The organism is Novosphingobium sp. (assembly GCF_019748365.1).
In the GTDB taxonomy this organism is placed as follows: Bacteria; Pseudomonadota; Alphaproteobacteria; order Sphingomonadales; family Sphingomonadaceae; genus Novosphingobium.
Genome location: NZ_JAIEPN010000132.1, coordinates 1 through 14040, shown reverse-complemented (window position 1 = coordinate 14040; position 14040 = coordinate 1). Strand labels below are relative to the sequence as shown.

The 14040-nt window shown below is 61.3% G+C and carries 14 protein-coding genes and 1 pseudogene; 9 read left to right on the top strand and 6 right to left on the bottom strand.

Going from position 1 to position 14040, the window contains the following annotated elements; genetic code table 11:
* From K5Q19_RS15275 to K5Q19_RS15265, 3 genes are all read left to right on the top strand, one after another.
* A partial coding sequence (locus K5Q19_RS15275; protein WP_292946874.1) for an AAA family ATPase occupies positions 1–876 on the top strand: 876 nt, incomplete at its 5' end.
* A gap of 30 nt (positions 877–906) precedes the next feature.
* A complete protein-coding gene (locus tag K5Q19_RS15270) occupies positions 907–2040 on the top strand; it encodes a ParB/RepB/Spo0J family partition protein (RefSeq protein WP_353645432.1) in 1134 nt (377 codons plus the stop codon).
* A gap of 85 nt (positions 2041–2125) precedes the next feature.
* Positions 2126–3388 (top strand): replication initiator protein A, encoded by a 1263-nt coding sequence (locus K5Q19_RS15265; RefSeq protein ID WP_066213630.1) that lies wholly within the window; start codon positions 2126–2128, stop codon positions 3386–3388.
* A gap of 536 nt (positions 3389–3924) precedes the next feature.
* On the opposite strand, the gene K5Q19_RS15260 is transcribed toward K5Q19_RS15265, so the two are convergent.
* Entirely contained in the window at positions 3925–4857 is a 933-nt protein-coding gene (locus tag K5Q19_RS15260) for a hypothetical protein (RefSeq protein WP_066213627.1), read from the bottom strand.
* A 138-nt stretch (positions 4858–4995) separates the two neighbouring features.
* Between K5Q19_RS15260 and K5Q19_RS15255 the strand changes: the two genes are divergently transcribed.
* Together K5Q19_RS15255 and K5Q19_RS15250 are read left to right on the top strand one after the other, a co-directional pair.
* Positions 4996–6027 (top strand): site-specific integrase, encoded by a 1032-nt coding sequence (locus tag K5Q19_RS15255; protein WP_193829120.1) that lies wholly within the window; start codon positions 4996–4998, stop codon positions 6025–6027.
* 369 nt (positions 6028–6396) lie between these two features.
* Positions 6397–6627 (top strand): CHAD domain-containing protein, encoded by a 231-nt coding sequence (locus K5Q19_RS15250; protein ID WP_066213715.1) that lies wholly within the window; start codon positions 6397–6399, stop codon positions 6625–6627.
* Between the two features lie 109 nt (positions 6628–6736).
* Here K5Q19_RS15250 and cueR read toward each other — a convergent pair whose 3' ends face one another.
* The 5 genes from cueR to copC form a co-directional block, all read right to left on the bottom strand.
* Positions 6737–7135 carry a Cu(I)-responsive transcriptional regulator gene (cueR, locus tag K5Q19_RS15245; RefSeq protein WP_066213712.1) on the bottom strand — a complete coding sequence of 133 codons (399 nt, stop codon included), beginning with the start codon at positions 7133–7135 and terminating at the stop codon, positions 6737–6739.
* Positions 7132–7335 (bottom strand): DUF2933 domain-containing protein, encoded by a 204-nt coding sequence (locus K5Q19_RS15240; protein WP_066213708.1) that lies wholly within the window; start codon positions 7333–7335, stop codon positions 7132–7134. Before K5Q19_RS15240 ends, cueR begins: the two co-directional genes overlap by 4 nt.
* Positions 7332–9677: a heavy metal translocating P-type ATPase gene (locus tag K5Q19_RS15235; RefSeq protein WP_066213704.1), complete on the bottom strand. Its 2346-nt coding sequence runs from the start codon at positions 9675–9677 to the stop codon at positions 7332–7334. The genes K5Q19_RS15240 and K5Q19_RS15235 overlap by 4 nt, the downstream gene beginning before the upstream one ends.
* Before the next feature lie 64 nt (positions 9678–9741).
* A complete protein-coding gene (gene copD, locus K5Q19_RS15230; RefSeq protein ID WP_066213701.1) occupies positions 9742–10674 on the bottom strand; it encodes a copper homeostasis membrane protein CopD in 933 nt (310 codons plus the stop codon).
* Positions 10675–10678: 4 nt separating this feature from the next.
* A complete protein-coding gene (gene copC / locus K5Q19_RS15225) occupies positions 10679–11062 on the bottom strand; it encodes a copper homeostasis periplasmic binding protein CopC (RefSeq protein WP_066213699.1) in 384 nt (127 codons plus the stop codon).
* Positions 11063–11200: 138 nt separating this feature from the next.
* On the opposite strand from copC, the gene K5Q19_RS15220 reads away from it, so the two are divergent.
* From K5Q19_RS15220 to K5Q19_RS15205, 4 genes and pseudogenes are all read left to right on the top strand, one after another.
* A complete protein-coding gene (locus K5Q19_RS15220; RefSeq protein ID WP_066213696.1) occupies positions 11201–11479 on the top strand; it encodes a hypothetical protein in 279 nt (92 codons plus the stop codon).
* The gene (locus K5Q19_RS15215) at positions 11476–11916 is read left to right on the top strand and encodes a periplasmic heavy metal sensor (RefSeq protein ID WP_066213695.1); all 441 of its coding nucleotides are present in this window, start codon (positions 11476–11478) and stop codon (positions 11914–11916) included. The genes K5Q19_RS15220 and K5Q19_RS15215 overlap by 4 nt, the downstream gene beginning before the upstream one ends.
* Positions 11913–12482, top strand: coding sequence for an RNA polymerase sigma factor (locus tag K5Q19_RS15210; RefSeq protein ID WP_066213691.1), 570 nt, complete (start codon positions 11913–11915; stop codon positions 12480–12482). Before K5Q19_RS15215 ends, K5Q19_RS15210 begins: the two co-directional genes overlap by 4 nt.
* 61 nt (positions 12483–12543) lie before the next feature.
* A pseudogene (locus K5Q19_RS15205) lies at positions 12544–13965 on the top strand (copper resistance system multicopper oxidase); the annotation flags it as partial.
* Between the last annotated feature and the right edge of the window lie 75 nt (positions 13966–14040).

Below are 14040 nucleotides of genomic sequence, written 5' to 3'. Positions count from 1 at the left end.
GTGCAGAATTTCAAAGGTGGTGTCGGCAAGTCGACTGTCACGACACATCTTGCGCACTACTTCGGCGTTCAAGGCTATCGGGTGCTTGTGGTCGACTGCGACAGCCAAGCGACGACTACGACGCTGTTCGGCTTTAATCCGCATTTCAACATAGCCCGCGAGCAGACGCTTTACCCCTATTTGTCGATCGATCCGACACAGACTGACCTGCTCTATGCCGTCCAGAAGACCCCGTGGCCGAACGTCGACCTGATTCCGTCAAACCTGGAATTGTTCGACGTGGAATATGAGCTCGCGGCATCCGGGGCAGACGGCGGCTCGGTCCTCGCATCGCGCTTTCGCAAGCTGAAACGCGGTTTGCAGGATCTCGCGCGCGACTATGACATCGTCATCCTCGATCCTCCCCCTGCCCTCGGCACGATCAGCCTAGCGGTGATGCAGGCGGCCAATGCTTTGCTGGTACCAATGGCAGCGACGACGCCCGATTTCTGTTCCACGGTTCAGTTCCTCTCGATGATGGATCAGGTGACCTCGCAGCTCGCGCAGGCGGGAATCGAAGTTGAGTATGATTTTATTCGGCTGATCTGTTCCAAATTCGATTCCAATGATCCCAGTCACGCCATGGTGCGGCAAATCATGGAACAGACGTTCGGTCCTGCGCTTTTGCCAGTCCCGATCCTTGAAAGCGCAGAAATCAGCCATGCGGCTTTACGCATGATGACCGTGTACGAGCTTGAGCGCCCTATCGGCACACCGCGCACCCACAAACGCTGCCGGGCCAACCTCGACGAAGCCCTGGGCCAGGTGGAAGCCATGGTGCGGCGCGGCTGGGGTATAGCGGCGCCCGCGAGCGAGGAGGCAGTGGTCAATGGATAGGATGCCTGCTCGGGAATTGATGTTCATGTTATGTTCGACTATCTTTCGGGAACGCTGGATGGGGGAGTTTGTCTGATGGCCCGCAAGCAAAGCGATTATCTGGCCGGTCTCCTTGCCGATGAGGCACCCGCTCCCGCGGAAAGCCCGGCGATTCCCTTGGTAGTTGAAGATGACCCCTCCCCTGCCCCGCACATTGCCGGACCAGCGCGTGCCAGCAACAGGGCCGGCTTGAGTCTACTTGGCCGAGAGAATGCACTTGCGCGCGCGGCATCGGGTGAGGTTCGGCAGGTCACCCAGCTTCTGATCAATCCGGCCAGGGTGCGCCTCTGGGCTGGTAATGCTCGAATTCAGGAGCGTCTCTCGGTTGAGGCGGTGCAAGATCTGATCGACTCAATCCTCGCCGAGGGTGGTCAGAAGGTTCCTGTCGTGGTGCGCCATGTCAGCGGTGATCCCGACTATGACTATGAGGTGATCGCGGGCACCCGGCGGCATTTTGCGATCTCGTGGCTGCGCGCCAACTCTTATCCGGAAATGAAGCTGCTCGCCCAGGTCGCCGATCTGGATGACGAGGCAGCTTTCCGTCTCGCCGACATTGAGAACCGCGCGCGCAAGGATGTCTCGGATATCGAGCGAGCGCGCAACTATGCTGCGGCGCTTGAAGCCCATTATGGCGGCAAGGCGGTGCGCATGGCCGAACGCTTGAAGCTGTCCAAGGGCTGGTTGTCCAAAATGCTCAAGGCCGCCACAATTCCGGACACCGTGCTGTCTGCGTTCTCTGATCTAAGCGAACTGACACTGAATCCCGCTTATGCTCTAGCGAGTGCGTTGGACGACCATAATCGCGCCCAGGCAATCGTTGCCGAAGCGGGTGCCATTGCCACTTCGAACGCGGCGGCCTCTGCCATTGCTTCCCCACCGCTTGCTGGTGCTGTTGTCCTCAAGCGCCTGATGGACGCGTCGAGCGCCCCTAAAGCTCGAGTGGCCGATACGCGGATTGAAATTGCAGGGCAGTTTGGCCGACCGATCCTAGCGGTCAAATCCGTTACTCGTCAGGGTGTAACTCTCCATTTGCCTACAGGTGGCGGTGCCAGTGACGAGCAGTTGCAGAAGGCTTTGCAAACCGTGCTGGAGACATTGCGGCAGAACGGGGTTTCGCTAGCTTGAGCTCGCTTGGGGCCCTTGTAGGAGAGTTTCCTCGAGGAAACTTCTGTCTGGATGGGGCGAAATGTTTCCTTGAGGAAACTTCCCGATGAGCGCTACGAGCACTCCTGAAACACGGGCCGCCAAGCGCGCAATCAACGAACAGTTCGATCTGTTTTTGCCGTATCTCGCCGACCTCCCACTGCGCGATCAGCGCGAGATGATGGAGCGTCCGTTCTTCTCACTGGCCAAGACCAAGCGGGTAAAGGCGATTGATTACACGTCGCCCGATGGCAAACTATGGGTCAACGTCTCGTCCAACCCGCAATTTGGCATGGCAACTATCTGGGACGCCGACATCCTGATTTACTGCGCCTCGATGCTGGCCGACATGCAGCGACGCGGGCTGAACGACATTCCTCGCACGCTTCATATCATGCCATACGATTTGTTGCGCGCCATTGGACGCCCCACTACGGGACGGGCTTATGAGCTGCTTGGCCAGGCACTGGATCGACTTGTGTCTACTACTGTCAAGACCAATATCCGCGCTGAGAATCGCAGAGAGGCCACTTTCAGCTGGCTCGATGGCTGGACCCAATTGGTCGACGAGCGTACCGAGCGATCCAGGGGAATGACTCTGGAACTCAGCAACTGGTTCTGGGAAGGCGTGCTGATGAAGGGCGGGGTGCTGTCTATCGACCGCGCTTATTTCGACATCACTGGCGGCCGCGAGCGCTGGCTTTACCGCGTCGCGAGGAAGCATGCCGGTGGGGCAGGGGAGGGGGGCTTCGCAATTTCCATGCCCACTCTGTTTGAAAAGAGCGGAGCTGAGGGCCCCTATCGTCGCTTCAAGTTCGAGATCATCAAGATCGCTGCAAAGAACGCATTGCCGGGCTACCAGCTGTCCATTGAGGATAGCGAGGGTCGCAAAGAGCCGATGCTACGCATGCGTCGTGATGATGGCGCCGCTGAGCCCCGCTTGATCCAAGGAAAGCTGCCACAGAACCAATCCGGATTAGCCAATCCATCGTTGCCCTTAAAAGTTTCCTCCAGGAAACCTTCAGACGAAAGCAAGCCGGTACAGGCCACTACCGCTAATTCGCCCGCAGCAAAATTTGACGCTACTTCGCTCATCAACAAAGCCGTAGTCGGACTAAGCGACAAGGCCACGCGCGGCTTTATGACCGACGAGACCCTTACTCTACTGCGATCAGAATGCCCGGGCTGGGACCTCTACAACCTGCATGCGGAGTTTGAAGCCTGGGTAAACGCGGATTCCTCCCGCACGCCTGCCAACTGGCAAAGGGCATTTATCGGCTATGTTCGGCGCTGGCATGAAAAGCACCGGCACGAGCTACGGGGAGGTTGATGCTCTGGCGACGCGCCAATCTGCGCGTGGCAAGTGACACAAGAGGGCATCACACATCCTCCGCTTTCTCATAAGCTCCAAAGCCACGAACATCCAAAACCTCGACGCCGTTCCCATTGTGTCGTGTTGCACGCGGACGCCAATCCTGCCGACTGGCTCGCTCAACACCTCAGGCAGCCAATTGAACCTCTTTCCGAATCCCGCCTTACAAACTGATTCAAATGACTCGCTCAAACAGCGGATAATCCTGCGCCTTCGACCTTTCAGGAACAACAGTCGACACAAGAGGAACGATCCAACGATACATCGGGAACGGAATGCCCGACATTTCAGGAACCGATCATCGATCCTCCGGGAACGGCCCTCAACAAGCGACTCGTGGATTCAAGCTGGTCTACGCTCCAAACCAAAGGGCTTAACCTTCTAAAGATTCATATAAACCGTCTAACATCAACATGATGTTTGAATTTGGATTTCTTGATGAAGATTCACAAGAGGGGAGGAGTCGGCGCTACGTCGGACATCTTCAGGCCATCTCAGCGTCGCGGCATTACGGGTTGCAACGGTCGCTCTTGGGTAGGCGGCGCAATCAGCCCCGCCTGTTCAAGAGCCAGTGCTATCTGCGAAGCAGTTCGTGGGGTCACCTTGAGCCCACGAGCCAGATCGGCACGGGTGAGGGGGCCGAGCCCCAGAAGCAATGTCCAGGCCGCAGGGGCGTGCGAGGAGGCATAGCGACCCGCCAGACACTCCTGACCGTATTCCAGACCCCTGTGGAGCGTTTCCAGGTCGTCTTGCCCCCAACGCGCTGCTGTCGCCACGGCAGAGCCCAGCAGCGCTGGAATCGGATCCTCGGGCTCGGAGCGGAACACCGAGCGCGGCATCAGCCCGGCGAGCGCCAGCGGCGCAGCGCCGAGTCCAAACAGCTGCGGTCGCATGGCGACGGCGAGCGAGGCCGCCCAAGCGGCGCCGCGTGGGGCAGGGCGGTCGAACGTTGCCCCCGCAAACTCATGGACCTCGGTCCCGCCCTCAAGAAAGTCGATCTCCTCGGTCCGCAGTTGTTCAACGAGCGTAGCGAGCGTGGCAATGGGGTCGTGCGCGGGCAGCAGCGCGTCGAGGCGCTCGAGCGCGCGATCGGCGGGACCATAGGCCTCAGTGAACCTCTCGCTCACGCCCTTGGCCGCCATGGCGCGCTGCGAGGCATGGGCAAGGGGAGGGGGCCCGCGCCGGCTCACCCATGACAGAAAATCCCGTCGCTCGTCGGCATACCAGCTGCGCATCAGCTCGCCGGCGTCCAAGCCCGGGTTGTGCTCCAGGCCCATGTTTTCGAATGAATAATCGCGGATATGCACGGCCCACAGCCGCCTGAGGCAGCGCTGAGCGAGGGCTTGTGCTAGGCTCTCCGACAGGAACGGCAGCGCGCCCTCGATCCGCGCGAGCGCCAGGCGCCAGTCTGATGGGGCAGGGGGCATGGCCCCGCATAATATACCTTTGGCTCAAAAAGTATACTCAGCTTATACACCGCAAACACTGTCCGATAACGGCTCTTCACGGACAGTGGAAATGGAGGTATGGAAAGGCCGATTTTGGCGTGGGCGAGGGGGCGGAAGATGGCGGACGGAAGCGAGGATGCTGCGGAAGACGAAGCCAGGCTCGCAAAGAACACCATCGCTCCAGCACCCTCTGCCTTAATCTCTGCACCCGCGAGAGCGTTGGGCGCGGAGATTGCGGCGGCGCGGGGCTATCGCGTCCACGCCAAGGCGGCGAACACCCTGCGGGCCTATACCAGTGACTGGAACCAGTTCGAAGGCTGGTGCGACGAACGTTCGCTCGACCCCTTGCCGGCTCGGCCTGAGGCGGTGGCAACGTACCTTGCTGCGCTCGCGCTGGCGGGCAAAGCCGACACCACCATTGGGCGCCATCTCGCCGCGATCGGGTGGAAGCATCGGCAGGAGGGGCTCTCCGCACCGGTCCTGCGCGACGACCGCATGGTCATCGCCGATACGCTCGCTGGCATTCGTCGCGAGGCCAGAGTGCGGCCGAGCGCGCGCAAGGCGGCGATCACCGCCCGCGAATTGGCGGCGATGATCGCGGCGGCCGATGGGCAGGGCACGCGCGCGATCCGCGACCGGGCGATTCTCGCGCTGGGACTGGCAGCAGCGTTACGCCGCTCGGAACTGGTCGCGCTCGAGTGGCGCGATGTGGAAATGGTGGACAAGGGTCTGAAACTGACCCTGCGCCACTCCAAGACCGACCAGGAGGGGGAGGGTCAGGTGATCGCGGTGCCCTCGGGTAAGACACTCAAACCCGTGCAACGGCTCAAGGAATGGCTCGCGGTGCGGGGAGGAGGCGCGGGTCAACTGTTTTATCAGATCGATCCCCAAGGGCGGCTGACCAACAAACCCATGTCGGACCGCTCGATCGCGCGGCTGATCCAGAGATATGCAGGGGTCGTGGGGCTCGATCCCGAGAGCGTTGGGGGCCATTCGCTCAGGGCAGGGTTCCTCACCGAGGCGTCGCGCGCCGGGGCGACCATCGCCAAGATGCAGGAAGTGTCGCGGCACAAGAAGGTCGAGGTGCTGCTGGGCTATGTTCGGTCAGCTGAGTTGTTTGAGGATCATGCGGGGGAGAGGTTCTTGTAAAGAGTGTGCGAGTAATGGCACCGATGCTTTCACCGATCCTCTTCGGGTTTCCACTATGCCTATATGCGAAGTGCGTGACCACTATGTTCGCTTTTGGTGATGGGATTTGCTGCTGTACGCCACGGCGGGGGCTTCTTTTGGGGCTGCTTGGCTTCTTTCTTGTATTAAGTCTCAAACGAAGACTGCAAGTTTGACCTGCATTTTTCCCCGCTCATTCTAGGATTGTTCGCCTTCTCATTCTTGAAAGGCATCAGCGTTAAATGGGAAATATTCAAGTTCGCAATTGATCATCAGTTCATCTTGACCATGCAAATGCCGATGTTGGGAGATCGTCCGGCCTGACTGACACGATGTGGAATCTTGTCGTCAATGCCTAGCAGCAATGACGACAAAAAATCGCGCTATGCTGCGGCACTTTTCAAAAACCTGTTCGAACGCAAGCGCAAGGGGCGACAGTTCAAGAAGTTCGCCGCCGCCTTTGAGGAATTTCAGGATCAGCTTGGCGCGCTCGATGGTCTCACGACTGCGATGCAGATGCTTGAGCGGTTAGGCGTTGTAAACGATCCCGGTGCAGTAACGCTGCTCTCTAAAGACACTTAGGAAGCTAAACTGGAAGCAGCCGCTGATGCCCATGACGAATGGATCGAAACAAAGCGGTATTGGCGATGACGGCTTATCGCTTATGCTGGCGATCTGCCAAAGTGTCTGATTATCGAGCCCGCCGCTCTGCCAGTCCACTTAATATCGGACAATCGGGTCTGTTGTCGCCGCTGCACCCTTCGGCAAGTTCCAGCAAAGCGCAGCGCATGGCTTCAAGCGCCGCCGCCTTGCGACCAAGATCTTCGGCATGTGCCAGGGCAACGGTCTTCACCTCACTGCTCGTCCGCTCGCGGTCGTCCCACAGGCCGAGGAGAGTGGCGATTTCCTCCAGCGAGAACCCAAGATCGCGGGCGTTCGCGATGAAGCGCAGACGCTCGACCGATTGCGGCGAATAATCCCTATAACCATTGTCGCGTCGGTCAGGGGGCGGCATCAGCCCTACGCGCTCATAGTGTCGGATCATCCGCTCCGACACGCCAGTGGTCTTCGAGGCCTGTCCGATGTTCATGGCTGCCGTTCGCCGAACTTCGGGTGGCGTCCATGGTGGTGGCCGCCATGGAAGAAGTGCAGGAGCGGGCAGGCGAACAGGAATGCGTAAGGGATCAGCCCGAAGAAGTGCTGCCGGTGTTCCGGATAGAGCAGGAAAGCAGCGATCAGCGCGGCCGAAGCCGCGGCCAGCAGCCACGCGCGCCTGCTGGAAAGGTTCATAGCGCAATCCTCCTGAGACGCAGCGAATTGCCGATGACGCTGACCGAGGAAAGCGCCATCGCCGCCGCTGCGATGATCGGTGAAAGCATGATGCCGAACAGCGGGTAGAGCGCGCCCGCAGCCACCGGGATACCAGCGACGTTGTAGGCAAAGGCGAAGAACAGGTTCTGCCGGATGTTGGTCATGGTTGCATGACTGAGGTGCCGGGCACGCGCAATTCCAGTCAAATCGCCCTTGAGCAGTGTGATGCCTGCGCTTTCAATCGCAACGTCTGTCCCGGTGCCCATGGCGATGCCGACATCGGCAGCGGCAAGCGCAGGGGCGTCGTTCACACCGTCGCCTGCCATCGCCACGATTCTGCCTTTGTCCCTCAAGCGCTTGACGATCGCGCTCTTCTGGTCTGGCAACACATCGGCTTCGACGTCGTCGATGCCAAGCCGCCGCGCGATGGCCTCTGCCGTGACGCGATTGTCTCCGGTCAACATGATGACATGGATCCCCGCTTCGGCCAGCGCCTTGAGCGCGGCAGGCGTAGTCTGCTTAACCTGATCGGCAATGCCGATGGCACCCGCAACCTTACCATCTATGCCAAGGAAAATTGCGGTCGCCCCGTCAGCGCGCAGGACGGCAGCACGTTGCGCCAGTTCGGCAGTCGAGACCCCTTGTTCCTCAAGAAAGCCGGCATTTCCAGCAATAAGCCGATGTCCATCGACGATGCCGGTGATACCCTTGCCGACTGGCTGATCGACGTCGCCCGGTTCGCTGATTGCGAGCCCCTTGGCTTCTGCATCCCTGACAATCGCCAGGGCCAGCGGATGCTCGCTGCTGCGTTCGAGGCTCGCGGCAAGGCGCAGAACCTCTTGGCTGTCGAACCCTTCGGCCGTCTCGATCGCAACCACCGCGGGCTTGCCTTCGGTGAGCGTGCCGGTCTTGTCGACGACAAGCGTATCGACCTTCTCCATGCGTTCGAGCGCCTCGGCGTTCTTGATAAGGATACCGGCCTGCGCGCCGCGTCCGACCCCCACCATGATCGACATCGGGGTCGCGAGGCCAAGCGCACAGGGGCAGGCGATGATCAGCACGGCCACCGCTGCAATCAGGCCATAGCCCATTGCCGGCGTTGGGCCGACCAGGGACCAGACGACGAACGCGATCGCCGCGACAGCGATCACCGCCGGCACGAACCAGCCCGACACGGTGTCGGCAAGCCGCTGGATCGGCGCACGACTGCGCTGGGCTTCTGCTACCATCTGGACGATGCGCGCCAGCATGGTGTCGCGCCCGATCTTCTCGGCGCGCATTACGAGGCCGCCGGTCTGGTTGATCGTGCCACCGATCAGCTTCGACGCAGCCTCCTTGGTCACCGGCATGGACTCGCCAGTCACCATCGATTCATCGACCGTGCCGCGGCCCTCCAGCACCACGCCATCAACCGGAACCTTCTCGCCTGGGCGAACGCGGAGCGTGTCGCCGACCAGAACGTGGTCGAGTGTGATCTCCTCGTCACTACCATCAGGACGAACCCGGCGGGCGAGCTTGGGCGAAAGGTCGAGCAATGCGCGAATCGCACCGCTGGTTGTTTCCCGGGCACGCAGTTCAAGCAGTTGGCCAAGCAAGACCAGCACGGTAATGACCGCAGCCGCCTCGAAATAGACCGCGACTGAGCCGTCCATTGCGCGAAACGCGGGCGGGAACATACCGGGCGCGAGCGCCGCCGCGATGCTGTAGATCCAGGCAACGCCCGTTCCCATCGCAATCAGGGTGAACATGTTGAGGTGGCGGCTTTTCACCGAGGCCCAGCCGCGTTGGAAAAATGGCCAGCCCGCCCACAGGACCACCGGCGTCGCCAGAACCATCTGGATCAGGTTGGCGATGTTTCCATCCAGATAATGGCGCAGTCCGGTAAGATGCCCGCCCATTTCGAGCGCAACCACCGGCAAAGCGAGGATGAGGCCGATTACAAAGCGCCGCTTCATGTCGGCATATTCGGGCGACGGTCCATCGTTGAGCGTCGGCGTCATCGGTTCCAAGGCCATGCCGCAGATCGGGCAGCTTCCCGGCCCGGACTGCTGGACCTCCGGATGCATCGGGCAGGTCCAGATAGCGCCGTCTGGCACCGGCTCTGCCGCTCGCGGCGCATCGCTCATATAGCGTGATGGGTCGGCCTTGAACTTGGTTAGACAGGCAGCGCTGCAAAAATAGTGATGGACGCCGCCATGGGTCGCGACATGCGTGGTCGTCGCAGAATCGACGCTCATTCCGCAGACGGGGTCAATCACCGTTCCTGGAGCCTTCGATCCGGAATGGGCGCATTTCGCATGGTCATGATGCGACTCGGTCATACTTCGTACTCCTCTGGTCGCAACACTCATCAACCTTGACATCATGTCAGGGTCAAGTGGTAATTCACCCGTACGCCATGATCGGCTCCAGTGTACCCATCCAGGCCACCACGGCGAGGATCGTAAGCACTGTGGACGTTTCCAGAACCAGGCTTTGCCGAAGACCACGTAACGCGGGGGCCGGATTGCCGTTGGCGATGGCTGCACCAAGAGCGGGTGTCAGCCGCCAGCGGTTGGCACCCGCCAACACCAGCATTGCAGCAAACAGGGCGAGCTTGATAAGCAGGAGTTGGCCGTAGCGCGAAGCGAACAAGGCGTAGGGATGCGGCAAGCCCATCAGGCTCAGGCTGTTGATGATGCCCGTGAGAACGATCAACCCGACCGCAAGCGTCCCAACCCGCGAGAATTGTTCAAGCGCCCGATGCGCGATCCTGATCTGCGCATCGGATTGGTGCGCCAATGGCTGAAAAAGCAGCCAGGAGAACGCGGCAATTCCGCCGATCCATACAGCCGCCGCCAGCATGTGGACGATGTCGCTCAGCCGGTGGAGCGATCCAGTCCGCCCTTCGGTTGCACCGGCATGGCCAGTCCAGACCAGCGTGGCGATGGCAAGCACAGCCGAGGCAAGCAGACAGTATCTTGCAAGGTGTGGGCTTCGGCCAAGCGCCAGGGCGGCAAGCAGGGCAATTGCAACTGCCGCCATGCGCACGACCCAGGCGCTGCCGATGGCGCTCTGTGTAACGATTTCCCTGAAGGCCGAGCCATCGACTGCCCAGAGGCTTGTCCCGGTCATGGCTGCGACAAGTGCGATCATGCCGCCGCCGGAAAGCAGCAGTCCAAGCAGCGAAAGGAGGAGGGCAGGTTTGGCCAGCGGCAGCAAGGCAGTGCCTCGCTCCTCGGGTTTCAGCGCGTAAAGCGAGAAGGCCGTCACACCTGCCAGCACCATCAGGTCGGCGTAAAGCGCGAACCGGATGGCGATGACAGGCAGGTTGTCCATGTCTTCAGCGTACGGTGAAGCTGAAGTTGCCGCCCATGCGATGCGTGTCGGCTCCGGCCGCGCTCCAGGTCACGCGGTAAGTCCCGCTGGCAAGGGGCCGACGGAGCAGCAACGTCATCGATTTCCTGTCATTGCCAAGCCGGGCGGTGAAACCCGTGATCGGCATCGGCGCATGGTTTGCCATACCCTGCATGCCGGTCATTGCGATCTCGGCCCTTGCCGTTGCGCCGATCACGGCCTCATTGAAGCGCAGTTCGACCTTTGTCGGCGCTGCGACCGTGGCATTGGCTGTCGGGGTCGAAGACACGAGCTGCGTATGCGCGCTGGCTACCTGCGGCACGATGAGCCCCAGAGTCGCAACGGCAAAGGCAAGGCTGGGCAAACGCATCAGTTATCTCCTTGGAAATGGCTATCAGGTTGAGATACGCGGCCGGGAACAGCATCCCTCAAATTGGGCGGGCTCAGTTTTCCTGAGGGATTGGGAATATGGCCGCGTATAGGATCACAAGACCTCGGGAGACCCACCATGTCCGAACTTGATCAGGCGCTCCGCCGCCTGGGTACACTTCCGGCTCCTTCGGGGCTGGCGACTATCGACGATGCTGTGCTTGCCGGGCTGGCTGCGAGCCGCCGTGAGGCTGCGGCCGGGTCGCGGCTGATGGGTTTCGCCGCAGCCCTGGCACTGGTGGTCGGCGTAGCCGGTGGCGGACTGGCGGGCGGCGAACCCGCCACGGCTCAGCCCATCTCTCCCTTTGCGCCTGACAATCCCCTCGCACCTTCAACCTTGCTGGCTGTCCACCCGTGAATTGGACCACGCGGCTGATCCTGATCGCGCTTGTCGCATTTGCGGCGGCGCTGGGCGGCACTTATGCTGGCCGCGTCCTGTTCGCACCGGAAAGGCAGAGCGAGACCGAACTCCACGCCTTGCTGCACAGCGAGCTCGAACTCGATGTCGCACAGGAAGCAAAGATCGAGGCAATCGAGCAGCGTTTTGCCACACGCCGCAAGGCGCTCGAACTCGAGATGAGGGCCGCCAATGCCCATCTGGCCGAAGCGATGGAAGTGGAACACGGCTATGGTCCGCAAGTCACCGCCGCCATCGACCACACCCACAAGGTCATGGGTGAAATGCAGAAGGAAACGCTTGAGCATCTCTTTGCCATGCGCGCCGTCCTGAGGCCTGATCAGGCGGCCAAATTCGACAGGTCGGTTACCAGAGCCCTTACCCCAGAAGTGCGGTGAGCCTTCCGCTGTCCGAGGGGAGCGACGGCGAGCTCGCGGCACTGGCGCTCGCGGGCCGGCAGGACGCTTATCGCGAATTGCTGGCGCGCCACCGTGACGCTGTGTTTCGCTTGGTGCGAGCATCAGTCGGCGATCCGCACGAGGCCCTCGACGTCACCCAGGAAACCTTCATTGCCGCTTTCTCGGTTCTTGGGCGTTACGACCATGGGCGACCGTTTGTGGCATGGCTCAAGCACATCGCGCTCAACAAGTGCAGGGACTGGGGACGAAGGCGCAAGGTGCGCGCCTTCTTCACGCGCGCAGTGCCGCTCGAGATGGCTTTCGATGTTTCAGACGATGCCATTCCCGCCGATGTGCAAGCGGCAGACCGGGCCGAGCTGGCGCACGTGACCGCTGCCATATCCCGCTTGCCATCCCGTCTGCGCGAGGCCCTGGTCCTCCGCACGATCGATGGCCTCGGCCAGGCCGAAGCTGCCGACGTGCTCGGTGTCAGCGAGAAGACGGTCGAGACCCGCCTCTACCGGGCCAGGGGGAAATTAAAGGCGATGCTTGGCGACCAGATCTGAGGGCTAGGGAAAGCGGCTGCGTAGAGGACGATGAAGCCGTCAATCTTACCGGATACCACTCATGCATTCTTTTGCGCTCGATCGCCGTACCCTCATTCGTGCGGCTGCCTTGGGGGGCGGGGGCCTCGCGCTTTCGGCAGCGCTCCCCGCGTGGGCGCGCAGTGGAACTCCTGGCCTCGCAGGCTCGATGTCCGTGGTGTCCGGGGAGCAAATCGCACTATCCATCGGTCATGCCTCGCTCCGCGTCGGCGGACGTGACGGGCACGCCATCGGCATCAACGGTGCGACACCTGGCCCGGTCATCCGGTTAAAGGAGGGCCAGAACGTTCGCCTCGCGGTGAACAACACGCTGAACGAGGAAACCTCGATCCATTGGCACGGGCTGCTCGTGCCCTTCCAGATGGACGGCGTGCCGGGGGTGAGCTTTCCGGGGATCAAGGCCGGCCAGACCTTCGTGTACGAGTTCCCCGTCAAGCAGTCTGGCACCTATTGGTATCACAGCCACTCCGGCATGCAGGAAGCGATGGGAATGTATGGCGCGATCGTCATCGATCCCGCCGCGCCCGATCCGGTCGCCTATGACCGTGAACATGTAATCATGCTCGCCGACTGGAGCTTCATGCATCCGCATACCCAGTTGCGGAAGATGAAGGCCCAGCCTGGCTACTTCAACATGCAAAAGCAGACCCTCTCCGGCCTGCTTGCGGGCAAGGACCAGTCGGCCTCCGAACGCCGCATGTGGGCCGGGATGCGGATGGACCCGACCGACATTTCCGACATCACCGGCGCAACCTATCATTTCATGGTCAACGGCCATGACAGTACCGCGAACTGGACCGGACTGTTCGCACCTGGCGAGCGGGTGCGCCTGCGCATCATCAATGCAGCCGCCATGACGAATTTCAATGTCCGGATTCCGGGTCTCGCGATGACGGTGGTCGCCGCCGATGGGCAAAACGTGCAGCCGGTCGAGACCGACGAATTCCAGATCGGCATCGCGGAGACCTATGACGTGATCGTCGAACCCAGGGCCGACGAGGCCTATGGCTTCATTGCCGAGGCCATCGATCGCTCCGGTCAGGTGCGCGCGACGCTTGCTCCGCGCCTCGGCATGGTCGCGCCGATTCCACCAATCCGCGAACGTCCGCTGCTCACCATGAAGGACATGGGCATGGGCGATATGGCTGCGTCCGACGGCGATACAAGCGGAGCAGACCACGCAGCCATGGGCCACGACATGCCCGGGGCGGATCATGGTTCGATGAAGATGCGCGATCCCTCGGTCGCGCCGCAGGTCAAGCTGGGGCCGGGCGTCGCAACGCTCTCGCCGATGCCCATGGACCGCACGGGAGAACGTCCGACCGGTCTTGAGAAGGTCGGGCACCGGGTGCTGACCTACCGCGACCTTAAATCGCTCGCGCCCAATCCAGACAAGCGCACGCCGTCGCGCGAGATCGATCTGCACCTGACCGCCAACATGGAGAGGGCATAGCGTGGGAGGTACGCCAAGCAACGCTAAGGACGAACAATACCGGAACGGCGTGCAAGGGCATCACCT